Below are 22,785 nucleotides of genomic sequence, written 5' to 3' on the forward strand. Positions count from 1 at the left end.
CCTGATTGGTTTCGATTCAGGACTCTCGCCCTTCCTCGGAAACCCACTCTCGTAGGCGTACAACTCAGTTTTCAAGGACCGAGCAGAGCGAGGGGCGCTATTCACGCCATCTCTCTCTGGTGCTTCTCGCCTTCAGTCGGACAACCAACCGTCGGCGGGGGAGGCAATCTAGTTTCGACCCATCAATCTGTCAACGTTTTTTTCGTCGACCTTCGCGACCACTACCCGAAGGCACACCTCGCCCGATCCCGGCTGAGAACCGCCGACCTGAGCGCAGTCGCTCACATCGGCATCTCACCCGTATCACTGCTGCTGCCGAACCTACCAGGCACGACATCATCAGTGAATGATGAACGAAGCCCCATCCTCCCCAAAGTGAAGATGAGTGTGGCACATCCCTCGGCACCGCTCTTGCGTCGCCAGGGAGGGCGGAATCTATTCACAACCCCTCAGAAGTCAACGCCCAAAATCTCTGGCCCGAGAAATACTGCAGAAGCCCCCGCAAGCACCTATCTGATCCCACTCCCATGCAAGCGTCTGCCCACTAGACGTGAGCGCCCGCTCGTGGCTTCCCCCGAGAGTTCCACTCTCCCTCATGCTCCCCAACGTCCCTTCCCTTCCTCCAGAGTCAGCGCGTCCCCTGCTGACGGTGTGGAGGCCACCTTTCTCATCTCTTGGACGTCAGCTTTCGAGCCGCTCGTCCGCAAACCAGCGCCCCAGAGGCTCACGCACCAGAAGCATCTCAGCTCCGTTGAGAAGACGGACCCTGAACCCCTTCTCGCGCGGACCCAGTCCCAGCATGAAGCCCATCACCTCGACGGGTTGCCAGTCTCCCGCTGCCTGCAGACCGCGAAGCCGGATCGGTCGCCCCCGTTCCGTCTCGACATCGACGCAGTACCAGCAGGAGCCAGCGCGGGGCTGAGGCCAGCCTGCCTCCAGGCAGATACGTGCGTCAGAATCCAGAAGCGCACGGTCGGAAGCAGCAAACGCGGCGCGCGGGTGGAGCACCAGCACGACCGCATACCCCGGCTGAAGCTGGCGAATGATATAGCTGTGCGCGCGGGCGCGCACGATGAGCTGGCGCAAGGGGCCCAGTGAAGAGACGGAGACTTCCGCGAGAACGATGAGCCAGTGTGCCGCGGTTACCTTGATCTCGAATGCGTCGATAGCCCCAGCATAGTCGATCGTTTCTCCCTCGAAATCGACGAGCGCGGCGCCACGTGCCCCCGGAATCGATGTCACCAGGTGCTCGAGGATGGAGGTGAAGGGTGACCGCGCCTGATCCCTGGGCGGCGGTTCTCGCCTGTGGGACCGTGAAGCCGTCATGGCTCGACCCTGACGAGTGCGAGGACCGCATCCACATTGTCGACGACGCTCACTTTCCGCCGGCGTAGTTCGTTGAGGAGCAGCAGATGCGCTTTGCGCGCCCTTTCGGTCATGACCTCTTCGCGAATCATGTCGCGGCGTTCGTTCTGCGGAATCATGGCTGCGGGAATCCTTTCGAGCAGCATGACGACATGCAAGCCGAAGGGGGAGCTGATGATTGGAGCGATGTCGCCGCGTTCGTTGAGCGCACTGACGGCACGAGAAAAAGTCGCATCGAGTTGCTGTGGCTCTAGCGACAGCACCCGACCCGATGCCGACACCGGCGGTAGCGTCTGGATCACCACCTCCAGCCCTTGCTTGGCCACCGTCCCTGCAGCGGCCATGAACTCATCGGCAGCAGCATCGGTTGCGCGCCGTCCGGGAAGTGGCGTGGGTGCCTTGGTCTGGCGCGCACGCTCCTGCGCAGGCCCGATGACCCGACGCAACTCCTCTGCCACCCCTCGCGCTTTCTCGACCATGGCTGCATCAGCCCCCTCCGGGACGCGAACCACTGCATGCACGGTACGAAACCCCTCGGGCCTGTCGAAGTCCAGCCAGCGGCGCTCCGTGACCGTTCTCAGTTCCTCATCGGTGACCGGACCGGCCCGTTCCGCCTCCTCTTGCAATGAGCGCAGCAAGCGTCGCGCGAGCAGTGCGTCGACATCCTCTCGCCCCTCGTCTCCCGCCCCCTGAGCTTCCACGGCGAAGAGCGCATCTTGCACCAGCCGCTTCACGGCCTGCGCTGGCGAGACGTTCTGCGCCGCGGCCACGCCTGAAACGGCATCCGCCGAGATCTCGAGAGACCCCACACGGGCAACTGTGCCGGGCGACATCGGGCCAGCCACGGCAAAAGGGGTCACGTGCTCCGCCTCCGATCTGCAGCCCGCACCGACAGCGGCAATGCTCAGACAGAGACCCCACGCAAGGTGCGACCTCACGATCCACTCCCACGCGGCCTCAGGAGCTCGGTAGACGCGCGCAGCGCCAGAGCGCCTACGAGGAGCAGGTAGAGGGCTTTGAAGTCCTGACGATTGCCGAGCGCGTAGATGCCGAACCCGAAGGCGGCCGCAGCCGCGAGGAGCAGGAGGATCGCGAAAACGTCGATCGCACGAGACACCACCGGAGTGTACCTCGGTTCCGGTCAGCAGGGGATAGCGCGGCGTCCCCTCCCCCGCTCACTTCTTCATTGCAGCGCGATGATCACCGCGCCGGCCACCGCAAAGGCCAGGAGCAGGAGCAGCGGCCGGACCGCGTGGGGGGTGAACCGCCGAGGTCCGTGAGCGCGGCGCCCCAGACCGGTGGACATGTCGGCGGCCGCGGAGCTCAGCGCGATGGCACACGCGATCGCAACGATCTGGGCCATGAGCCCCCGATCTGCTTCACGGATGCGCCACGCCAGGAAGAGCAGGGCAAGCGCAGCCACCGCACCGATCGTGACGATCGCCCGCGCCACCGGAGGCAACCTGGAGCGGGCCTGAAGCATGGGAGCATCCCCCTCGGGCGGCTGAGGAGGCGCACCCGAGGGCCAGCGGTCGCGCCACGAGAGGGCGAACACTCCCCAGGCCACGGCGCCGATGCCCGCCCTGATCGGGTCGAGGCGCTGCGGCTGAATCGCCGTGGACGCGAGGAGCCACGAGAGCGTGACCAGCGCCAGGAAAACGGAGATCCCCAGGTGACGTCCGAGGCTGCGCCGTGCCAGCGCCAGCGGGGGTGCCGCGAGGCCACACGGGAGCGCCAGCACTGCCACCATGCGCGCCTCGAGAGGCGAGCTACGCGCAAAGGCCGCCGGAGCCACGGTGATCGACCACGCGATCATCGCTGCCAGCATGGTCTGTACAGTGCGCACCTCGCGCAGCCCCGCCCCTGCGCGCTTCAGGACATTGCCCACCGCCTCGGGTGGCACAGTGTGCTCCTCGGAGCCGACGAACGGGGAGCCCTCCTGCGTCCCGGGAGACACGGCGACGGGATGCACCCGCTCCCCAGCAGACCCCCCCGACACGTCGGCTCTCCGAGAGGTATCAGCCGGCCTCGCCGTCGGATCGCCGCGCATATGCCCCTCCGTTACGCAGTGCCCCGCAGCAACCGCGTTGGCGGAACCACGTTCTCCGACGCCGTCCCATCCACATCGGCCGCTTCGTGCGCGACCTCGAGCCCCAGCTTTCGCCAGAGCCCTTTGTCGAAGAGGTGACTCGGGCGAACGTTCCCCAGCGCTGCGAGCATGTTCTGACGCACGCCTGGACTACGGCTCTCGAGATCTGCCAGCAGACGGCTGATCGCTTTACGCTGCAGGTTCTCCTGCGAGCCACACAGATCACAGGGAATGATCGGAAAGGCCATCTCCGTGGAGAAAGCCGCGAGGTCGTCCTCCGCACAGTAGATCAAGGGACGAATCACCACGTTCCGGCCGTCGTCTGCAATGAGCTTGGGCGGCATTGCCTTGAGCTGCCCCGCGAAGACCAGATTGAGCATCAGCGTATTGATGGCGTCGTCTCGGTGATGACCGAGCGCAATCTTCGTACAGCCCAGCTCCTGGGCGAGCCGGTAGAGGATGCCGCGCCTGAGCCGCGAACAGAGCGAGCAGTAGGTCTTGTTCTCGGGGATCTTCTCGGTGACGATCGAGTAGGTATCCTCGGCGACCATCATGAATTCATGATTCCCGCCGGCCATGTAATCGCGGAGGAGATGGCCTGGATAGCCGGGATGACCCTGGTCGATGTTGACCGCGATGACACTGAATCGAACAGGCGCCCGGCGAGCCAGATCCACGAGCAGCATGTGCATCGCGTAGCTGTCCTTGCCTCCCGAGACCGCGCACATGATCCGATCGCCCTCGGCGATCATCTCGAAATCGGTAATCGCGCGGCTCATGGCGCGCTCGAGTTTGCGGCGAATCAGCAAGGGATCACCGAGCGTAGCCGTCCACGAGCCGGAGGAACGTGAGCACCCCGTGCCCGGTGCCCCCCTTGCTGTAGATGCCGTATGCCTTGTGTGCCATCGACGGACCGGCAACGTCGACGTGGATCCAGGGCGTGTCACCGACGAATTCGCGCAGGAAGAGGGCTGCAGTGATGGCGCCTCCCCAGCGGTCAGCAGTGTGCTTCAGATCGGCCCATTCGCTCTTGAGCCCCTCCCGGAGATCCTCCACGAGGGGCATGTGCCACATCGCCTCGCCCGAGGCGCGCGTGGCAGTCTTCACCCGCTCTGCCAGGTCCTCGCGGTTGGAGAAGAAGCCTGACACCGTCGGCCCGAGAGCCACCATGCACGCGCCGGTCAGGGTCGCGTTGTCGAGGATGAAGTCGGGCTTGAGCTGGCGCGCGTAGGCCAGACAGTCCGCCAGGACGAGGCGCCCCTCAGCGTCGGTGTTGATGATCTCCACCGTCTTGCCATCGAGCGATCCGAAGATGTCCCCCGGCCGGTACGCAGCACCGTCAGGCATATTCTCCGCCGAACCGATGATGCCGTGGACCTCGACGGCAGGCTTCATCGCCGCGACGGCAGCCATCAGGCCGATCACGTTGGCGGCGCCGCCCATGTCGCCCTTCATCTCTTCCATGCCCGGGGCCGGCTTGATGCAAAGGCCGCCGCTGTCGAAGGTGAGCCCTTTGCCCACGAAGACCAGCTTCGCCTTCGGCTTTCCCTTCGGCGTGTAGACCATGTGAATGAGGCGCGGATCCCGCGCGCTCCCCTGCCCCACAGCCAGAATGAGCTTCATCCCTCGCTTGGTCAGCGCTGCCTTGTCGAGCACCGTGACCTTGAGCCCCCGCTCCTTGCCCACGCTCACAGCGACCTTGGCGAGAGCCTCCGGGTAGAGCTCATTCGGGGGCTCGTTGATCAGATCCCTGGCAATGCAGATCGATTCACCCACTTGCTGCCCGAGGGCGACGGCATCGCGCCCACCCTTGTTCACCTTGCCCTGGACGAGCACCGTTCCGCGCTCGAGCGAGGACTTGGGCAGCCGGTCTCCCGTCAGGTAACGGGTGAACCGGTAGGACCCGAGCACCAGCCCCTCCGCCGCGGCTTGCTCGCCCCCAGCAATTCCTTCCGGAACCACCACCGCGATGGACTGCGCGCGCGCAGTGCTGGCAAACCGCGCCCCCTTCGCCGCAAGCAGCCGGACATCGACGTCGGAGTGCGGTCCTTTGCCGAGCCCCACCACGAGCACCCGCGCCGGCTTGACCCGCTCGTACGTGGTGAACTCGACGCCCTGATCCTTCTTGCCCGAGAAATCGTCGCGCTTGAGCTGCTTGGGCACCGCTTCCCCGAGCGATTCCTGCAGCTTGGCGAGCACTCCTTCGCCCGACGGAGAGCCTTCGGAGACCCCCAGAACCAGAACGTCGACGGCTGTGCTCAGCGGATCGGAGGAAGCAACTTGGATCTTGATGGGCATGCGTTGTCCAGATACCGGCTCAGGAGGAACGAGGCGCGGGAGTTAACCACGACAAGTCCCCTCCCGGAACGAGCTTTGTCAGAGATGGCAGGGCTTTTCCCGGCGCGAGCGGCCGGGAAAGCCGGAGTACCGAGGAAAGTGATTCAGCCAGAGACTCCCTCTCAGGGAGCGTCCTTGTAGATTTTCATCACCCCTTCGAGGAGCTTGAGCGCTTCTGCGCGGGGCCTCTGGAAGGCATTGCGCCCCATGATCGACCCGAACGAGCCGCCCTTGGCCAGCTCTCCCACCTCGGCCAGCACGTCGTCGAGCCCCTTCGCCTCACCGCCCGAGAAGATGACGATCCGCTTCCCCCCGAACGTGGCCTGAACCACGTGCCGGATGCGGTCAGCCATGGTGGCGATGGGGATATTGTGCTGCTCGTAGACCTTCTTCGCCGCGTCCTGCTCGATGTGCGCCGTCGGCGGCTTGACCTTGACGATGTGTGCGCCGAGCTGCGCCGAGATCGTAGCCGCGTAGGCACAGACGTCGATGCCGGTCTCGCCCGCCTTGGAGAGGCCCGTCCCCCGTGGGTACGCCCAGACCACCACGACCAGCCCCTTGCGCTTTGCCTCCAGGGTGAGCTCGCGAAGGTCCTCGTACATCTGATTCCGACCGCTGGAGCCGGGATAGATGGTGTACCCGATGCCGACACAGCCCAGCCGGAGCGCGTCCTCCACGGAGGAGGTCACTGCCGAGTGAGGCTCCACCTTGGCCAGCGTGTCGCTGTTGTTGACCTTGAGGATGGTCGGAATCTGACCAGCGAATTTCGCAGCGGAGATCTCCAGCGAGCCGAGGGGGGCCGCATAAGCGTTGCACCCGGAGTCGATGGCGAGCTGGTAGTGGTAGTCCGGGTCGTACGCCTCGGGGTTCGGCGCGAAAGAGCGCACCGGCCCGTGCTCGAATCCCTGATCCACCGGCAGGATCACGAGCTTGCCGGTCCCCGCCAGGGCACCGTGGTTGAGCAGCCGGACGAGGTTCGTCTGCGTGCCGGGGTTCTCGGACGCATACCAGGAGAGGATCTGCCTTACGCGATCGGTGAGCGCCATGCATTGCTCCGTCGGGTTGATCGTTACTGCCGCGCGAAGGCAGCCATACCCTGGCTTGAGCGCCGACCCAACCCTCAAACGCAGCCACGATCACGCCAGGGAGCCCCGTACAGCCCTGCATGTCCGGACCTCCCTGGACGGCCCTTCATGCTGCCACGGCCAGCCTCCCGCCCCGAGAGAGGCACGGCCATCACCACCGCGACGTCGCGCGCCGCCACGTCATCGCGACGACCCCTGGTTGTACGCGCCCGCGGGATACGCAATCCTGCGCAGGAAAGCACGGTGGTGCGCTGAGGAGGCCTCGCTGTCGCCCAGCCCCACCTCGGCGCTCCCACCCTAGCCCCGCTCTGAGTAAGGAAGTGTATGGCGACCGCATCCGATGCTCAATCGACATCCAGCCACAGCCTGCAGCCCTCCATCTCCCGCGTGGGAATCACGCTCGAAGCCTACATCCTCGAGGGTATGATCGGCCTCCCGGGGGCCACCGGCGCGTTCACCTCGCTCCTCAACCAGATCGGCCTGACCGCCAAGCTGATCACCTCGAAAGTCCGGCGCGCGGGCCTCGCCAACATCCTCGGGTACACCGGCGAGACCAACGTCCAGGGGGAGCAGGTCCAGAAGCTCGACGAGGTCGCCAACGAGACGCTCCTCAATGCTCTCGGCCGTCGGGGCCACTGCGCGGCCGTGGCCAGCGAGGAGCTGGAGGAGCTACGCATCCTCTCCACCGACCCCCGCGCCCGCTACCTCGTGGTGACCGATCCTCTCGACGGCTCCTCGAACATCGACGTCAACATCTCCATCGGCACCATCTTCGGCATCCTCCGCAAGGCAGAGGACAAGGCAGGTGCAGACATCTCGGATTTCATGCGCCCCGGCCACGAGCTGCTCGCCGCGGGCTACATCCTCTACGGCTCGTCGACCATGCTGGTCATCACCACGGCCGGCAGCGGCGTGCACGGGTTCACGTACGACCCCACGGTCGGCGAGTTCTTCCTCTCGCACGAGAACATCCGCATCCCCGAGCGCGGCGCGATCTACTCCATCAATGAAGGCAACTCCGCCCGCTGGACGGAGGGCGTGCGCCGCTGGAACGCCTGGGTCAAGGAAGAGGACAAGGCCACCGGGCGCCCCTACGCCTGCCGCTACGTGGGCTCCCTCGTCGCCGATGCGCACCGCACCCTCCTCAAGGGCGGCATCTTCGCCTACCCCGCCGACCAGAAGAGCAAGAACGGCAAGCTGCGCCTGCTCTACGAAGCGAACCCTTACGCCTTCATCTTCGAAGCCGCAGGCGGCCGCGCCTCCACCGGGACCGAACGCATCCTCGACATCACCCCCACCGAGCTTCATCAGCGCGTGCCCCTCGTCCTCGGCTCACCTCACGACGTGGAGATCTTCGAGGAGTTCGTCCGCGGAGCGCGCTGACTGCCCGCTCAGCGGTAGCGCACGCTGACCTCCCCCGCGGCCACCGCCTGCAGGGTTCCCTCGGCGGACCTGACCAGCAGGCGCCCCTCGGCGTCGATGCCCGAAGCGACCCCTGCCACCTCTCCCACCTCGATCTCGCGCCCCTGCAGCCAGTCGCGCCGCCCGATCTCCGCGCCGAACGCCACGAGCCCCTCCGCCTCGAAGCGCGACACTGCCTCACCGAGCCGCGCCAGCAGCTCGGCGGCCAGCTCCTCTCGGGACGCCTGCACCCCGAGCATCGCCAGCGAGGTCGCCCGGTGCGCGATCTCCTCCGGCAGCTCCCGGGCGCGCACGTTGAGCCCGACCCCGACCACCAGGCTGTGCAGCATCTCCCCCCGGCTCTGCCCCTCCACGAGCACCCCCGCGACCTTCTTGCCCTCCACCAGCACGTCGTTCGGCCACTTCAGCCCCACCGCCAACTCCGCGCATCCCGCGCACCCCGCGCGCCCTGCTGCTGCGAGCGCCCCCTCCACCACCGCCGCCACCACGAGGCCGCACACCAGCGTGATCCTTGCCGCCGCCGCGGGAGGAAGCCGCGGCCTCAGCACCACCGAGAGGTAGAGGTTCTCTCCCGCCGGCGAGTACCACCGGTGCCCACCCCTGCCCCGACCGGAAATCTGCTCGTCCGCCACGAAGGTCGCCCCCTGAGGAGCCCCGGCCTGCGCCGCGCGCCGCGCGTCGTCATTCGTCGATCCCGTCTGCGCCATCACCGACAGCGGCAGCCCCAGCGTCGCGCCACGCGCGCCCAGCGCCCTGTGGAGCGCCGCCTCGTCGAGACCGCTCACGACAGCGCGAGATCCAGGGAGATGTCCGCCGCCTTCGCCGAGTGCGTCAGCGCGCCGACGCTGATCAGATCCACCCCCGCCTCGGCCAGCTCCCGGATGCGCTCCAGCGTGATCCCTCCCGAAGCCTCCAGCAAGGGACGGCCCTGCTCGAGGCTCTGCACCCGCGCCACGGCGACCTGGATGTCCTCGGTCCCGAAGTTGTCGAGCAGGATCACGTCGGCCCCCGCGCCGATCGCCTCCTCCAGTTGCGCCAGCGAGTCCACCTCGACCTCCACCCGCGAGGTGTGCGGCGCGCGCCCCCGCGCCCGCGCGATCGCCGTGGAGATCCCGCCCGCGGCCACGATGTGGTTGTCCTTGATGAGCACCGCGCTCCCCAGGCTGTCCCGGTGGTTGTGCGCCCCGCCCACCCGCACCGCGTAGCGCTCCAGAGCGCGCAGCCCCGGCGTCGTCTTCCGGGTATCCGTGATGCGCACCGGCGACCCCTCCGGGAGCGCCTCCACGTAACGACGCGCCGTCGTCGCCACGCCGCTCATCCGCTGCGCGAGGTTCAGCGCCACCCGCTCCGCGCTGAGCAGCGCCCGCGCCGGCCCCCGCACCGTCCAGAGCACGGCGTCTGTCTCCACCTCCGTCCCCTCCGCGACGTGCACCTCGCCCTCGACGGTCGGATCGACCCGCTTGAAGACCCGCAGGAACACGGACCCGCCGCACGCCACGAGCAGCTTGCGCGCCACCGCCCGACCGACGGCCTGCGCGCCCTCGTCCACACAGGCCTCGGTCGTGAGATCACCGCCCGCGAGATCCTCGTCGAGCGCCCGATCGATGAGAGCATCCAGCAACCACGGAGCCAGCATGGCCACGTCGTAGGCCATCGCGGGACCGCGGTCGACCGTCTTCAGGGCCCGCCGCCCGGACCCCGGCGTCAGAACCTGACGACTGCCGCGCCCCAGGTGTAGCCGCTGCCGAACGCCGCGAGCAGGGTCGTCGCCCCCTCCTTGAGCCGCCCCTCGGCCCAGGCCTCGCTCAGCCCGATGGGGATCGTCGCCGCCGTGGTGTTGCCGTACCTCTGGATGTTGTGCACCACCTTGTCCTCGGCGAACCCGAGCTTGCTCGCGACGAGCTGGTTGATGCGCATGTTGGCCTGATGGGGCACGAAGAGATCGATCCCCGCCACGTCGGTCTCTGCCTTCTTCAGCACCTCCAGCGACACCTCGGGCATCTTCTCCGTGGCCCAGCGGAACACCTGCTTGCCGTTCATCCTCGGGAAGTGATCGCCGCGCTCGATCATCTCCGGGGTCAGCCTGGGGATGTGCCGCGACTCCGGCGACTTCAGCCAGAGATCCTGCGCCCCTGACCCGTCCGCGTGCAGGGCCAGCGAGAGCACCCCCCGGTTGTCACTTGGGCTCTCCCCGATCAGCGCCGCCCCTGCCCCGTCCCCGAACAGCACCGCCACGTCGCGCCCCCGCTCCGAGAAGTCGAGCCCCGTCGAGTGCACCTCGGCGCCGACCACCAGGATGTTCCGGTACATGCCGGCGCGGACCCACGCATCGGCGATGCTCAGCCCGTACAGGAACCCCGAGCACTGGTTGCGGATGTCCAGCGCCGGCACCCCGGGCAGCCCGAGCTTGTGCCCGAGGAAGCACCCGGAGCCCGGGAAGTTCACGTCCGGGCTCAAGGTCGCGAAGACGATCATGTCCACGTCCTTGACCTCGCGGCCGGCCCGCTCGATCGCCATGCGCGCGGCTGGCAGCGCCAGATCGCTCGACCCGGTGCCGCTCACCTCGATGAAGCGCCGCTCCCGGATTCCGGTCCGCTGCTGGATCCACTCGTCACTGGTCGGCATCAGCCGGGCCAGATCGTCATTCGTCACAACCTTGTCGGGCACGTGGTGTCCGACGCCCAGGATCGCTGATCGGCCCATGGGGAGACCGGGTAACCCGGTGCCCGCTCCCCCGAAAGGCAGGATCGACCGACACAATGCGTCAGAGCCGTGTAAGACTCCCGGCGAGCGGATCGTTGACGCCCTGAGCGAGGCCTCCGGACCTACAGGATTTCACCTCCACACCCGACCCCATGACCTTCATTCCCTGGACAGGCTGGACGGCTCGAAGCACCCGCGGGTCGCCCGGATTGCACGAATTCGGCTCACGTACGTCTACCTGCTTGTGAGACTCTCCCAGGACCTCTCCCCCCCCCGACGGAATCCCATGCGCCCGCAGGTCGGTCAGGTAATCAACAACAAGTACCGTCTCGTTCGCCTCATCGGTGATGGAGGCATGGGGAGCGTCTACGAGGCGCGCCACGAGGTGCTGGGCACCACGGTGGCCCTCAAGTTCCTGCACCCGGAGCTCTCTCGCCGACAAGGTCTGCGTGATCGCTTCCTCCAGGAAGCCCGCGTCTCCGCCAAGATCCAGAGCCCTCATGTCGTCCGCGTCATCGACGTCGACGAGAACAGCAACCGGCAGGCGTTCATCGTCATGGAGTACCTCCAGGGGCGCACCCTCCAGACGCTCTACGAGGACCTCTACCGGGCTGGCCAGCAGCTCTCGTACGCCGACGCCCTCGAGTACGCGATGCAGATGCTGGAAGGCGTCGAGGCCGCGCACCGCGAGGGCGTGGTCCACCGCGACCTCAAGCCCGACAACGTGATGATCACCACCACGCCGCGCGGCGACCCGCTGCTCAAGCTCCTCGACTTCGGCATCGCCAAGCTCAAGGTCACCGGCGAGATGGATCGCGGCCTCACCCGGCCCGGCGTGGTCATGGGAACCCCCGAGTACATGGCCCCGGAGCAGGCCTTCTCCGCGGACAAGGTCGACGTCCGCGCCGACATCTTCTCGATCGGCGTGATGACCTTCGAGATGCTCGCTGGCCGGCGCCCCGTCGGCGGCGACGAGCCCCACGAGATCGTCGCCGCCTACGTCTCGGGTCAGGTCTCCCGCCTCTCGGAGCTCGCCCCTCACGTCCCCGCGGAGCTCGCCGCGGCGGTGCACCGCGCCATCTCGGCGGAGCCGCCGAACCGCTTCCCCACCGTGGCAGCCCTGCGCGAGGCCATCGAACCCTTCGCCCGCGCTGCCCGCGCCCCCTCGGCCCTCACCCCGCCCCCTCCGCGGGCGAGCAACGCGCAGACGCCCTCCCCTGCTGCCGTGTCTCCGAGCCCCGCCGATCGCGCCAGCGGTGGCGACAAGGACGACCCCTCCAAGGCGGCCACGGCTGCCGCCACCCCCTCGGGCCCCGACATCCCGAGTGGCACCCCCTCCGTCCCCAAGACCATCCCTCCGGAGGGCGACAACCTCCCCGATCTCCCCCCCACCACCGAGGCCTCGCCCCTTGCCATCCTCGGCTTCCCCACCCCCCTCGGCGGGTTCGTCGCCGACGCGGGCAGCGACGTCAGGGCCTCGAACGGCTCTCCCACCCCCTACACCCCGAGTCCCCTCGTCCCCATCGCGGGCGTGGGCCCCGGACACGACAAGCCGGGCCTCCCCTCCACGGTCAGCGCCCCGCCCTATGCATCGGGCAACGGCTCCCCGGGCGGCACCATGTCGGCGTTCCCCATGGAGCCGCAGCAGCGTCCCGGTGGTACCGCCGTCGGCGCCGCACCCATGTTCCTGGACGGCAGCAGCCACGGAGCTGCCCCCGCCTACTCCCAGCACGCCCAGGGATACCCCTTGGTCTCGGCCCTGCCGGGCACCGCGTCCATGGCCCCCTTGCCCGCGGCGACCGGCATGCCGCCGCGCCACGGATCCCACACCAAGAGCAGCAGCGGACCGCCGCTCCTGCTCATCCTCCTCTCGGCGGCGGGCATTGCCGGCGCCGTGGTCGGCGGCATCTACCTCGCCAACGAGCTGGGGAACAACCGCTCGGAGCAGGACGACGGCCCCTCGGGCACCCTCGGCCCGAGCACCGTGGAGACGGCCTACCAGCAGACGCCGCCGCCGAACACCGCCACGACCACCCAGCCCCCCCTCCCGGCGACCACCACCACCATCCCTCCGGTCGTGGTCACCACCCCGCCCGTCAAGACGTCGACGACGACGAAGCCGCCGGCCACCTCGCCCACCACCCCCACCACGGCGACGACCACGACGACGACCACCACCACCACCACCACGTCGCCGCCGATCATCATGATCCCCTCGACGCTCCCCACGTTCCCGGGCAACTGGCCGCTCCCCACGCCGACCCTCACCATCCCGGGACAGTCGAACCCGCCGCCCACGCCCACGGCCACCTCCACGGGCACCGGTACCGCCACGAGCACGGGCACCGGCGGCCGCCGCCCGATCAACTGGGGAATCCCCAAGAGCAACGGGAGGAACTGACCACCGGGGCGGGAGCGGCTACCATGTCCGCCAGATGAGCAACAACCCCAGCGGCGCACCTCCCGGGTGGCCGGCCCCTCCCGCGGGCGCTCCAGGAAAGGGACACACCGTCGTCGGCGAGCCCCTGTTCCTCGACCAGGCACCCCCGGGCACCTTCCCGTCTCCCCTCGGCTCTGCTCCCGGCCCTGCTGGCGCCTCCCCGGTGGCGCACACCATGGTCGACGCGGGCCCCATGGACGTCCCGCCCGCCTTCGGCGGACCTGGCGCAGGCGCGCCACCTCCCCTGGGTTCTCCGTCTCCCCTGGGCTCCCCCTCTCCTCAGGGCGTCATCCCGAACCCCTCCGGCCCCGGCGGCACGGCCCCGGGGCTCGTCGGCCCCTACGGCGGTCCTCCCGGCGAAGGCCCGTACGGCGCTCCTCCCGGAGGCCCCCCGCCCTATGGCGCGCCCCCCGGCGGACCTGCCCCCTACGGCGCGCCACCGGGTGGCCCCGCGCCCTACGGTGCTCCTCCCATGGGCCCTGGCGCTCCCTATGGCGGCCCCCCGGGCCCCTACGGCGCGGCCCCCGCGGCCTTTCCCGGCGGCCCTGCGCCTTTTCCCATGAACCGCGCACCGGCCCGCTCCGGACCGCCTCTGGCGCTGATCGGTCTTGGCGCCTTCGTCGTCATCGGCGGCGTGGTGACCACCCTCTTCCTGCTCCGCGGGGGAGGCAGCGAATCCACCGACGTCACCGAGATGCCGACCGTGAACGCGCCCATGGCCACCGTCGCCAGCGATCCCGCAGCGCCCGGCGCCGCGGCGGATCCACCTGCGGCTGCGGAGACGCCCCCTGCCGACACGGCCACCGTCGCCCCACCTCCCCAGGCCACGCCCACCACCACGACGCCGGTCACCACCAAGCCCACGAGCACCTCGACCACCACGAGCACCTCGACCACCACGGCGCCCGCGCCCACGACGACCACCAAGCCCACGAGCACCTCGACCACCACGGCGCCTGCGCCCACGGCGACCACCAAGCCCACAAGTACCAGCACGACGACGACCACCACGCCTCCGGCGGCCTCCTCGTCGGGCAAGCGCAACAAGATCTTCATCCCCGGCCGGAAGTAGGCCAGCGCGCGTCCGCCGGACGCTCACGTCCACGGCGCGCGCCACCGCCTGCGCGCGCTGCACGCATGAGCTGCGGTCTGGCGCGTGCAGGATGACTGTGGGAAGACGGTCCCCTACGTCTCTCCTCACACGCCTTCCCGGATGACGATCCCCGAACCCTACAGCATCAAACGCGGCACCATCTCTCTCATGAGCTGTGACGCCGAGCCGGTGCACACCCCCGGCTGCATCCAGTCTCATGGCGTGCTCCTCGTGCTCCGTCGCGGCGACCTCACCATCCTCCAGGTGAGCGAGAACAGCGCAGATCACCTCGGCAAGGCCCCCGACGCCCTCCTCGGCCGCAGCATCGCCGAGGTGCTGGGGGGCGAGCATGACACCGCCCTCGCGCGCTTCGTGGAGCAGGAGCCCGTCGAGAAGAACCCCCTCCACGTCTTCTCCATCGAGTTCTCCATCGACGCGACCGACGCGGTCGACGCCCAGGCAGCCGCCCCTCCCGACCCCCGCGGCCCGCTCGATGCCCTCGTCCACACCATCGATGGCGTCATCGTCCTCGAGCTGGAGCGGACTGGCCGCGCCCAGAACCGCCCCGACTACTACGCCCTCGTTCGCAAGACCGTCACCCGCCTGCAGACGGCGCAGAGCCTACGCGACCTCTGCCAGATCGCCGCCGAGGACCTCTGGAAGCTCACCGGCATCGACCGGGTGATGATCTACCGCTTCCACCCCGACCACAGCGGCGAGGTCTTCGCCGAGGCGAAGCGGGCCGACCTCGCCCCCTTCTTCGGCCTGCACTACCCGGCCGACGACATCCCCGGACCGGCCCGCGAGATCTTCCGGAAGACCTGGGTGCGCCCCCTCGCCGACGCCAGGGGGGCTCCCAGCGAACTCGTCCCGCTCGCCAACCCCGACAGCGGCAAGCCTCTTGAGATGACCTACTGCGCCCTCCGCGGCGCCTCGGTCATGTACACCGAGTACCTGGAGAACATCGGCGTCGCCGCCTCGCTCACCCTCTCCATCCGCCGCGGGGACCAGCTCTGGGGCCTCGTCGCCTGCCACCACGAGCAGCCCTTCCAGGCCGACTTCCAGGTGCGCGCCGCGTGCGAGCTGCTCGCCCAGGTCGTCTCGCTCCAGCTCGTCGCCGCCGAGCAGCGAGAGCAGCTCGAGTACCGCCTCGCCCTCGCCGACGTGCAGCGCAAGCTCGTCGAGCGGGCAGCGACCGAGGGCAGCATCGCTCCCCTCCTCCAGGGCACCCCGAGCCTCGCCGACGCCGTCGGCAGTGACGGCACGGCCCTCTTCCACGAGCGCACCTGGTCCACCGTGGGACGCACGCCCGCGCAGGCCGACCTCGATGCGCTCGTCGCCTGGCTCCGCACCCGCGGCGAGCTGGATCGTCCCCCGCACCTCTACGTCACGGACCACCTCGGCGAGGCTCACCCCCCGGCGCAGGCCCTGCGTGACACCGCGAGCGGCCTCCTCGCCGCCTCCCTCGCCCATGGCGGGCGCAGCTTCATCCTCTGGTTCCGCGCCGAGACCCTGAGGATGGTGAACTGGGCAGGAGACCCCGGCGACAAACCGGTCCGGCACGGCCCCCATGGCCCCCGCCTCACCCCACGCAGATCGTTCGAGCTGTGGCAGGAGTCGGTCCGCGGCCACGCCGTCCCCTGGTCCCCGGCGGACATCGAAGCCGCCGGCCTGCTCCGCGTCGCCCTCATGGAGCTCGTGGTCAGCCACGCCGAGCGCCTCGCCGCGCTCAACCAGGAGCTCCAGCGCAGCAACGAGGAGCTCGACGCCTTCGCCTACGTCGCCTCGCACGACTTGAAGGAGCCGCTCCGCGGCATCCACAAGTACGCGACCCACCTCGCCGAACGCGCCGCCGAGGGCACCGACGAGGAGTCGAAGGAGCGGCTCTCCTCCGTGCTCCGACTCACCGTCCGCATGGACAGCCTCATCAACGCGCTCCTCCTCTTCTCGCGCGTCGGCCGCACCGGCCTCCGTCTTGAGCGCGTGGACGGCAACGAACTCGTCGCGGAGGCGCTCGATCTCCTTGGCGGGCGCCGCGAGGAGACGCGCATCGAGATCCGCATCCCCCGCCCGCTCCCCACCCTCCTCTGCGACCGCGTCCGCGTCCGCGAGGTGCTGGTCAACCTGATCAGCAATGCCATGAAGTACAACCAGAGGGAGGCCCGCTGGGTGGAGATCGGCTGGCGTGAGCCCACCAGCGCGACCCCCCTCGCCCTCTACGTGCGCGACAACGGCATCGGCATCAAGCCCCGCTACTTCGATCAGATCTTCAAGATCTTCAAGCGCCTGCACGGCCGTGACGAGTTCACCGGCGGCACCGGCGCCGGCCTCGCCATCGTCAAGAAGGTCGTCGACCTCCACGGCGGCAGGATCTGGATCGACTCGGTCATGGGCGAGGGCAGCACCTTCTTCTTCACCCTCGCCCCGGAGAGCACAGCATGACGGACGCCCTCGCAAGGCCCATCCTCGTTCTTGAGGACAGCGACGAGGACTTCGACACCCTCGGCGAGGTGGCCCGCGCCCTCGGCGTGGCGAACGCCCTGCGCCGAGCCCTCGACGGCGAGGCCATGCTGCAGCTCTTCCACGCCGCGAGCGCGGCGCTGCCCGCGCTCATCCTCATCGACCTCAACACCCCCGGCATGGATGGGCGCGACGTCCTCGCCGAGCTCAAAGAGGATCCCGCGCGGCGCGCGGTCCCCGTCGTGGTGCTCACCACCTCCACCAGCGACCGCGACGTGCGCACCTGCTACGAGCGCGGCGCCAACGCCTACCACGCCAAGACCTTGAGGCACGAAGACTACAAACAGACCCTGAGCGCCGTGCTCACCTACTGGCTCAAGCTCACCGTGCTCCCTGGAGGAGAGGCTTACCTGTGAACCCGACCGCTGCGGGGGAAGAGTGGCTGGTCCTGCTCATCGACGACAGCCTCGACGATCGCGACGAGATCCGGAGGCTCCTGCTCCGCGGCTCCGACCGCCGCTACCGCTTCCTCCACTGTGAGACCGGCGAGCGCGCCCTCGATCTGCTCCGCGACGACGCGCAGCGTGGCCGCATCGACGCCATCCTCCTCGACGACAACCTCCCCGACGCCACCTCCCTCGAGGTGCTCGAAGCGATGCCCCGCGACGACGGCGATCTCGCCGTCCCCACCATCGTGCTCACCGGCGCCAACGATCCCCGCACGGCCACCAACGTCCTCCGCGCCGGCGCCCACGACTTCGTCGGCAAGGAGTGGATGACCCCCGCCAGCCTCACCCGCGCCCTGGAGAACGCGCGGGAGCGGCACAGCATCGCCGGCGAGCTGCGCGCCGCCCGCGGCGCCCTCGCCACCAGCGAGGGCGTTGCGCGCGACAGGCTCGCCGAGCTGGAGAGCATCTACGCCTTGGCCCCCGTCGGCCTCTGCTTCACCGACGCCTCCCTGCGCTTCCTCAGCGTGAACGAGGGCCTCGCCAGCATCGACGGCATCTCCGTCGAGCGTTACCTGGGCCGCACCGTGCGCGAGGTCCTCGCCCCCGCCGTGGCGGATGCCGTCGAGCCCCTCTACGAGCACGTCATCGCCACCGGCGAGGCGCTCACCAACATCGAGATCCGCGTCCACACCCCCGCGGGCTCCGCAGAGCTGCGCGACTTCCTCGCCAGCTACCGGCCAGTCCTCCGCGGCGACGGCGAGGTCCGGGGCGTCAACGTCGTCATCCAGGACATCTCCGCCCTCAAGCGCACCGAGGCCGCCCTCCGCCAGCGCGAAGAGCGCCTCCGCCTCGCCCTTGAGGCAGCGCGCATGGGCTGGTGGGACTGGGACATCGTGCCCGACGTTCTCACCTGGTCCGACGAGTTCCACACCCTCTTCGGACGCTCCCCGGAGCCTCCCCGGGGTGGCCTCGACAGCCTCCTCGCGCCCATGCACCCCGACGATCGCCCCCGCGGCCGGCAGGCCCTCCTCGCTGCGCTCGAGCACGACACCCCTTACGATCTCGAGTTCCGCATCGTCAGGCCCGACGGCGCCCTGCGCTGGGTGGCCAGCAAGGGCCGCGTCCTCCGCGACCCCGAGGGCCGACCGCTCCGCATGACCGGCATCGATCTCGACATCACCGACCGCAAGGAGATCGAGGAGCGCCGCGAAGCCTTCCTCTCCGCCGAACAAGCTGCCCGCCAGGAGCTGGAGCGCCTCGGCCGCATGAAGGACGAGTTCCTCGCCACCCTCTCCCACGAGCTGCGCACCCCCCTCAACGCCATCCTCGGCTGGTCCCAGATCCTCCGCGGCCGCGCTGCCAACGAAGACGCCGTCCGCAAGGGCCTCGAAGTCATCGACCGCAACGCCCGTGTCCAGGCGCAGCTCGTCTCCGACCTGCTCGACATGAACCGCATCCTCTCGGGCAAGCTGCGCCTCGACGTCCGCCCCGTCTCGCTCGCCCAGGTCGCCCAGGCCGCCGTCGAGACGGTGCGCCTCGCGGCCGATGCCCGCGGCGTCGCGCTCAAGACCCGCTTCCTCGCCGAGGGCGACGTCATCCAGGGAGACCCGGACCGCCTCCAGCAAGTCCTCTGGAACCTCCTCAGCAACTCCATCAAGTTCACCGAGCGTGGCGGCACCGTCAGCATCACCCTCGCCCGCCACCCCACGGACCCCACCCACCTCCAGGTTACCGTCCGCGACACCGGCCAGGGCATCGATCCCGAGTTCCTCCCCCACCTCTTCGGCCGCTTCCGCCAGGCCGACACCTCCGCGGCGCGCACCCACGGCGGCCTCGGCCTCGGCCTCGCCATCGTCCGCCAGCTCGCAGAGATGCATGGCGGCACCATCACCGCCGACAGCAAAGGCCGCGGCCAGGGCAGCACCTTCACCCTCACCCTCCCCACCCTCCTCGCCGAGGCCCTGGTGAGCGACGACGGCCCCGCCTCCACGCCCGAGACGCCGCGCCCTCCCGCGCCCCGCGCCCTGGAGCCTCTCGAGATCGACCTCACCGGCCTCCGCGTCCTCGTCATCGACGACCAGGCCGATGCCCGCGAGTTCGTCGAGCGCCTCCTCGCCGAGCGCGGCGCCACCACCGCGGGCGCCTCCTCCGCCGAGGAGGCCCTCACCCACCTCCACGCCGCGCTCCCCGACGTCATCGTCTGCGACATCGGCATGCCGGGCACCGACGGCTACGCCTTCGCCCGTCGCCTGCGCGCCCGCCCCGCGACCCAGGGCGGCCTCACCCCGGCCGTGGCCCTCACCGCCTTCGCGCGCAACGAGGACCGGGAGCGCGCCCTCGCGGCTGGCTACCAGGAGCACCTGAGCAAGCCCCCCGACCTCCAGGCCCTCGTCGCCACGGTGGCCAGGCTCGGACGTCAGCGCCTGGCTTCCTGAGCCGCAGCGCGCCTCTCCCCCCGCGCCTCCCCGCGCCTGCCGCCCGTCACCTCGGGAAGCGGACCGTGTCCCCGGCCGTATGGATCAGTATCCCCAGAGGAACTCGGCCCGCGCGTACGCCGTGAAGTAGCTCGTCGGGAACTCCGTCGACGGGAGCAGGATCGCGTACTTCCCCGCCACCCCGATCGCGAAGTCGCGCGTGATCGCGTAGTCCAGCCCGAAGGGCACCCCGATCGCGAACCGACCATCGTGACAGGGCACGTTCCCCTCCCCGCCCCCGCACTCCCCCGTGCGCACCAGATCGTAGGCCCCCAGGGTCAGCCCCACGTACGGCACCCACTGCAGGATATCGACCACGTACGTCGCCCCCGTCGAGGCCCCGAACACGAAGAACTGCCCCCCGGGGTGCGTCGCCATGTCCACCTCGGCCAGCGCGTTGATCGCGTCCGTCAGCCCGTACGCCACGTGGAGCCGCCCCCCGAACCCCGGGAAGGTCCCCGGATCGGCGAGCATCGCGTACCCGAACCCGGCGCCTGCGTGCCACTGGCGCTCGAAGGCCTCTGCGGGCGCGGCCGAGAGCAGCGCCACACCCGCTGCGGCGAAGGTGGAGAGCAGAACGTTCCGGATGCGCATCATCGTTGGGGTTGCTGCCCGGAAGGTCGACGGTGCCGGGCCGCGCGCGCGAGGCTAGCACGCACCCCGATCATCGGCCCTGTTCCTTCCGCCCCCCCACCTGCCGGCTCTCCTCCACCGCCTGCGCCTCTGCCTCCGCCTCTGCCTCCGCCTCGGGCCCGAACGGAGCCCCCACCCGCACCTGCCCACCCTGCCCCGCGCCGTCCGCGACCCGCGCCCGCGGCCTCTGCATGAAGCCCGGGAACACATAGAGGATCTCCCCCTGGTCGCTCACCTCCACCCCCACCTCCTCGGGGCGGGTCTTCGCCAGATCCGTGAGCAGCGCATCTGCCTGCTCCACGGAGACCGACAGCGCCCCCGCCGCGTCCCGCGCCGTCACCGTCCCCCCGCGGTTCTGCGCCACCGCGAACAGCGCCTGCCCGCGCGCATCCCGCTCGGCTGCCGTCCCGTGCTCGCGCAGCTTCCGCCCCCCGAGCAGCAGGAGCAGCGACGTCGCCACCGACCCGAACGCGATCGGCAGCGACACCACCCAGGGCGCGATGGTCGCCGGGAAGATCCACGCCAGCAGCAGCCCGAACAGCAGCGCCAGCGACAGCCCCAAGATCAGCACCACCCACCCGAGCACCCCCGCCACCGTCCCTCCCACCTTGGACGGCTTTCCGGCCAGATCCACGGCCTTCCCGGAGAGCGGCACCCGCGCCCTCCCGCAGGCCGTGCAGGTCGCGGTCAGACCCCGGTGAACGATCGGCGCATTCTTTCCACAGTGCGGGCACATCGGACACCTCGCGGAGCGACGCGCTTCAACCTACGGACACTCCCGCCCCGCCGCCAGTCCTCCGCCTCAAAGCCCCAGGAATCGCGCGATCTCGGCCCGCGCCGGATCCGCCGCCACGGCCCGCAGCGCCTCGAACCGCTGCTGCCACCCGGCAGCGCTCTTCTCGTCGCCGCGCGCCTGCGCCGCCCGCGCCCTCGCGAACGCCATCTCCCGCAGCGAGAACCGCCGCGCATCCAGCGCGAGCAGCGCATCCAGCCAGATCTCCACGTCCCCTTCCCCGGCCGGCGCCCTCCCCTCGCCTCCCCTCGCTGCCACCTCCAGCAGCTCTCCGCCCACCACCAGGTACGCCCACAGCCAGGGAGGCGCATCTCCTCGCCGTCGCAGCGCGCCGAACCGCAGCGCACGCCGCTCCTCTGCCGAAGCCCCGAGCGCCCCTTCCCACCGCCCGAGCGACATCCCCAGCTCCGGCTGCGTCGGCCGCGCCCACGGCGCCCCTTCCTGCGCGAACCCCACCCAGGGCCACGGGTACAGGTGCACCCCCTCCTCGCGCCTCGGCAGCACCGCCTGCGTCCCGGCCCGCAGCGGCGCCCCTTGTGGCGGCCTCGCCAGCGCCAGCCGCGTCCACCGCGCGCGCGCCTCCATCACCGGCATCCCCGCCCCCATCGCCGCCTCGTCGGCCGCCACGGCCGCCTTCCCCGCTTCCTCGCGCCGCCCCAGCACCGCCAGCATCTCCGCCCGCTGCAGCAGCGCCAGCACCCGCATCCCCGCGGGCCCCCCGACCGCGCCGAGCACCAGGCCACCTCCTGCCCCTCCCGCAGCCCCACTTTCCGCGCTCCCGCCCGACGCTCCCTCCACCGCCCCGAACGCGCCCAGTCCATCGAGCGCCCCGAGAGCCCGCTCCGCATCGCCGACCAGCGACCACACCAGAGAGCGCCCCAGCGACAGCCCTGCCTCCCCCGCCTCCCCGGCGTACCGATCCAGCACCTCCAGCGCCGCCGTCGCGTTCCCTGCCAGCGCAAACTCCCGCGCCGCCTCGAACGCCAGCGTCACCGCCGCCCCCGCGAGGAGCCCTCGATCCCCACCAGCCGCACTGCCCGCACCAGCCGCGCTCCCCGCACCAGCCGCACCAGCCGCGCTCCCCGCACCAGCCGCGCTCCCCCCGCTTCCTGCAGCATCCGCCGTCAGCGCCCAGACCCGCGCCGCGGCGATCGCCAGCATCTCCCCCGACACCCACGGCTCCTGCAGCCCTGGCGCCGCGAACGGCGTCAGCGTGCGCAGCCACCCTGGCGAGAGCGGCATGTCCCCCAGCTCCACCCGCGGACGCACCAGCTCCACGAGCCGCGCCGCGTCCATCTCGCTCTCCTCCGCGAGCGCCACCGCGAGCAACCCCACCCGCATCTCCGGCGTCCGCTCCGACGACAGCAGCAGCTCCTCCGCCGCCGCCGCGATCTGCCGCACCCGCCTCACATTCCGCCTCCCCCCGTCCCCCCTCCCCCCGT

At 69.9% G+C, this 22,785-nt stretch carries 19 protein-coding genes; 6 read left to right on the forward strand and 13 right to left on the reverse strand.

All coding sequences use genetic code 11. The annotated features are described in order from the left end of the window. Positions 1-681 precede the first annotated feature (681 nt). The 7 genes from CAP_RS41630 to CAP_RS41660 form a co-directional block, all read right to left on the reverse strand. Complete coding sequence (locus CAP_RS41630) at positions 682-1,242, reverse strand: roadblock/LC7 domain-containing protein (protein ID WP_231512009.1); 561 nt, start codon at positions 1,240-1,242, stop codon at positions 682-684. Between the two features lie 80 nt (positions 1,243-1,322). Further along, entirely contained in the window at positions 1,323-2,225 is a 903-nt protein-coding gene (locus CAP_RS41635; protein ID WP_156041631.1) for a peptidylprolyl isomerase, read from the reverse strand. Between the two features lie 74 nt (positions 2,226-2,299). Then, on the reverse strand, positions 2,300-2,482 hold the full coding sequence (locus CAP_RS41640; protein ID WP_156041632.1) for a hypothetical protein: 183 nt from the start codon (positions 2,480-2,482) through the stop codon (positions 2,300-2,302). A 66-nt stretch (positions 2,483-2,548) separates the two neighbouring features. After that, a complete protein-coding gene (locus CAP_RS41645) occupies positions 2,549-3,337 on the reverse strand; it encodes a hypothetical protein (RefSeq protein ID WP_052376865.1) in 789 nt (262 codons plus the stop codon). Positions 3,338-3,426: 89 nt separating this feature from the next. After that, on the reverse strand, positions 3,427-4,263 hold the full coding sequence (ttcA, locus tag CAP_RS41650; protein ID WP_044251726.1) for a tRNA 2-thiocytidine(32) synthetase TtcA: 837 nt from the start codon (positions 4,261-4,263) through the stop codon (positions 3,427-3,429). A 4-nt stretch (positions 4,264-4,267) separates the two neighbouring features. Beyond that, positions 4,268-5,752 (reverse strand): leucyl aminopeptidase, encoded by a 1,485-nt coding sequence (locus tag CAP_RS41655; protein WP_044251729.1) that lies wholly within the window; start codon positions 5,750-5,752, stop codon positions 4,268-4,270. Positions 5,753-5,913: 161 nt separating this feature from the next. Beyond that, positions 5,914-6,837, reverse strand: coding sequence for a class I fructose-bisphosphate aldolase (locus CAP_RS41660; protein ID WP_044251732.1), 924 nt, complete (start codon positions 6,835-6,837; stop codon positions 5,914-5,916). A 363-nt stretch (positions 6,838-7,200) separates the two neighbouring features. Here CAP_RS41660 and fbp point away from each other — a divergent pair, with 363 nt between their 5' ends. Next, entirely contained in the window at positions 7,201-8,259 is a 1,059-nt protein-coding gene (gene fbp / locus CAP_RS41665; RefSeq protein ID WP_081865817.1) for a class 1 fructose-bisphosphatase, read from the forward strand. Positions 8,260-8,267: 8 nt separating this feature from the next. Here the strand turns inward: fbp and CAP_RS41670 are convergent, their stop codons facing one another. From CAP_RS41670 to CAP_RS41680, 3 genes are all read right to left on the reverse strand, one after another. Next, positions 8,268-9,083: a biotin--[acetyl-CoA-carboxylase] ligase gene (locus CAP_RS41670; RefSeq protein WP_044251735.1), complete on the reverse strand. Its 816-nt coding sequence runs from the start codon at positions 9,081-9,083 to the stop codon at positions 8,268-8,270. Continuing rightward, complete coding sequence (gene nadC / locus CAP_RS41675) at positions 9,080-9,934, reverse strand: carboxylating nicotinate-nucleotide diphosphorylase (protein ID WP_044251757.1); 855 nt, start codon at positions 9,932-9,934, stop codon at positions 9,080-9,082. Before nadC ends, CAP_RS41670 begins: the two co-directional genes overlap by 4 nt. A gap of 68 nt (positions 9,935-10,002) precedes the next feature. Beyond that, entirely contained in the window at positions 10,003-11,001 is a 999-nt protein-coding gene (locus CAP_RS41680; protein WP_044251738.1) for a 3-oxoacyl-ACP synthase III family protein, read from the reverse strand. 286 nt (positions 11,002-11,287) lie between these two features. On the opposite strand from CAP_RS41680, the gene CAP_RS46765 reads away from it, so the two are divergent. The 5 genes from CAP_RS46765 (at position 11,288) to CAP_RS41705 (ending at position 19,878) form a co-directional block, all read left to right on the forward strand. After that, entirely contained in the window at positions 11,288-13,402 is a 2,115-nt protein-coding gene (locus CAP_RS46765) for a serine/threonine-protein kinase (protein ID WP_052376866.1), read from the forward strand. Positions 13,403-13,436: 34 nt separating this feature from the next. Beyond that, entirely contained in the window at positions 13,437-14,513 is a 1,077-nt protein-coding gene (locus CAP_RS53070) for a hypothetical protein (protein ID WP_197041578.1), read from the forward strand. Between the two features lie 141 nt (positions 14,514-14,654). Beyond that, complete coding sequence (locus CAP_RS41695; RefSeq protein ID WP_044251764.1) at positions 14,655-16,976, forward strand: ATP-binding protein; 2,322 nt, start codon at positions 14,655-14,657, stop codon at positions 16,974-16,976. Further along, positions 16,973-17,410, forward strand: coding sequence for a response regulator (locus CAP_RS41700; protein WP_044251744.1), 438 nt, complete (start codon positions 16,973-16,975; stop codon positions 17,408-17,410). Before CAP_RS41695 ends, CAP_RS41700 begins: the two co-directional genes overlap by 4 nt. After that, entirely contained in the window at positions 17,407-19,878 is a 2,472-nt protein-coding gene (locus CAP_RS41705; protein WP_052376868.1) for a hybrid sensor histidine kinase/response regulator, read from the forward strand. Before CAP_RS41700 ends, CAP_RS41705 begins: the two co-directional genes overlap by 4 nt. A gap of 84 nt (positions 19,879-19,962) precedes the next feature. Here CAP_RS41705 and CAP_RS41710 read toward each other — a convergent pair whose 3' ends face one another. The 3 genes from CAP_RS41710 to CAP_RS46770 form a co-directional block, all read right to left on the reverse strand. After that, a complete protein-coding gene (locus CAP_RS41710; protein ID WP_044251746.1) occupies positions 19,963-20,514 on the reverse strand; it encodes a hypothetical protein in 552 nt (183 codons plus the stop codon). A gap of 67 nt (positions 20,515-20,581) precedes the next feature. Further along, positions 20,582-21,205 (reverse strand): hypothetical protein, encoded by a 624-nt coding sequence (locus CAP_RS41715; RefSeq protein WP_197041579.1) that lies wholly within the window; start codon positions 21,203-21,205, stop codon positions 20,582-20,584. A gap of 147 nt (positions 21,206-21,352) precedes the next feature. Next, positions 21,353-22,785 (reverse strand): hypothetical protein (locus CAP_RS46770; protein WP_231512010.1); only part of this gene is annotated, 1,433 nt, incomplete at its 5' end.

Origin of the sequence: Chondromyces apiculatus DSM 436 (genome assembly GCF_000601485.1) — a bacterium.
Classification (GTDB): Bacteria; Myxococcota_A; Polyangia; order Polyangiales; family Polyangiaceae; genus Chondromyces; species Chondromyces apiculatus.

Bases quoted from the DNA above. Each gene is read 5' to 3' on its own strand.
- fbp (WP_081865817.1), top strand. From the start codon at position 7,201: ATGGCGACCGCATCCGATGCTCAATCGACATCCAGCCACAGCCTGCAG.
- CAP_RS41655 (WP_044251729.1), bottom strand. From the start codon at position 5,752: ATGCCCATCAAGATCCAAGTTGCTTCCTCCGATCCGCTGAGCACAGCC.
- CAP_RS41680 (WP_044251738.1), bottom strand. From the start codon at position 11,001: ATGGGCCGATCAGCGATCCTGGGCGTCGGACACCACGTGCCCGACAAG.
- CAP_RS41695 (WP_044251764.1), top strand. From the start codon at position 14,655: ATGACGATCCCCGAACCCTACAGCATCAAACGCGGCACCATCTCTCTC.
- CAP_RS41700 (WP_044251744.1), top strand. From the start codon at position 16,973: ATGACGGACGCCCTCGCAAGGCCCATCCTCGTTCTTGAGGACAGCGAC.
- CAP_RS41660 (WP_044251732.1), bottom strand. From the start codon at position 6,837: ATGGCGCTCACCGATCGCGTAAGGCAGATCCTCTCCTGGTATGCGTCC.
- CAP_RS41710 (WP_044251746.1), bottom strand. From the start codon at position 20,514: ATGATGCGCATCCGGAACGTTCTGCTCTCCACCTTCGCCGCAGCGGGT.
- nadC (WP_044251757.1), bottom strand. From the start codon at position 9,934: ATGCTGGCTCCGTGGTTGCTGGATGCTCTCATCGATCGGGCGCTCGAC.
- CAP_RS46765 (WP_052376866.1), top strand. From the start codon at position 11,288: ATGCGCCCGCAGGTCGGTCAGGTAATCAACAACAAGTACCGTCTCGTT.
- CAP_RS53070 (WP_197041578.1), top strand. From the start codon at position 13,437: ATGAGCAACAACCCCAGCGGCGCACCTCCCGGGTGGCCGGCCCCTCCC.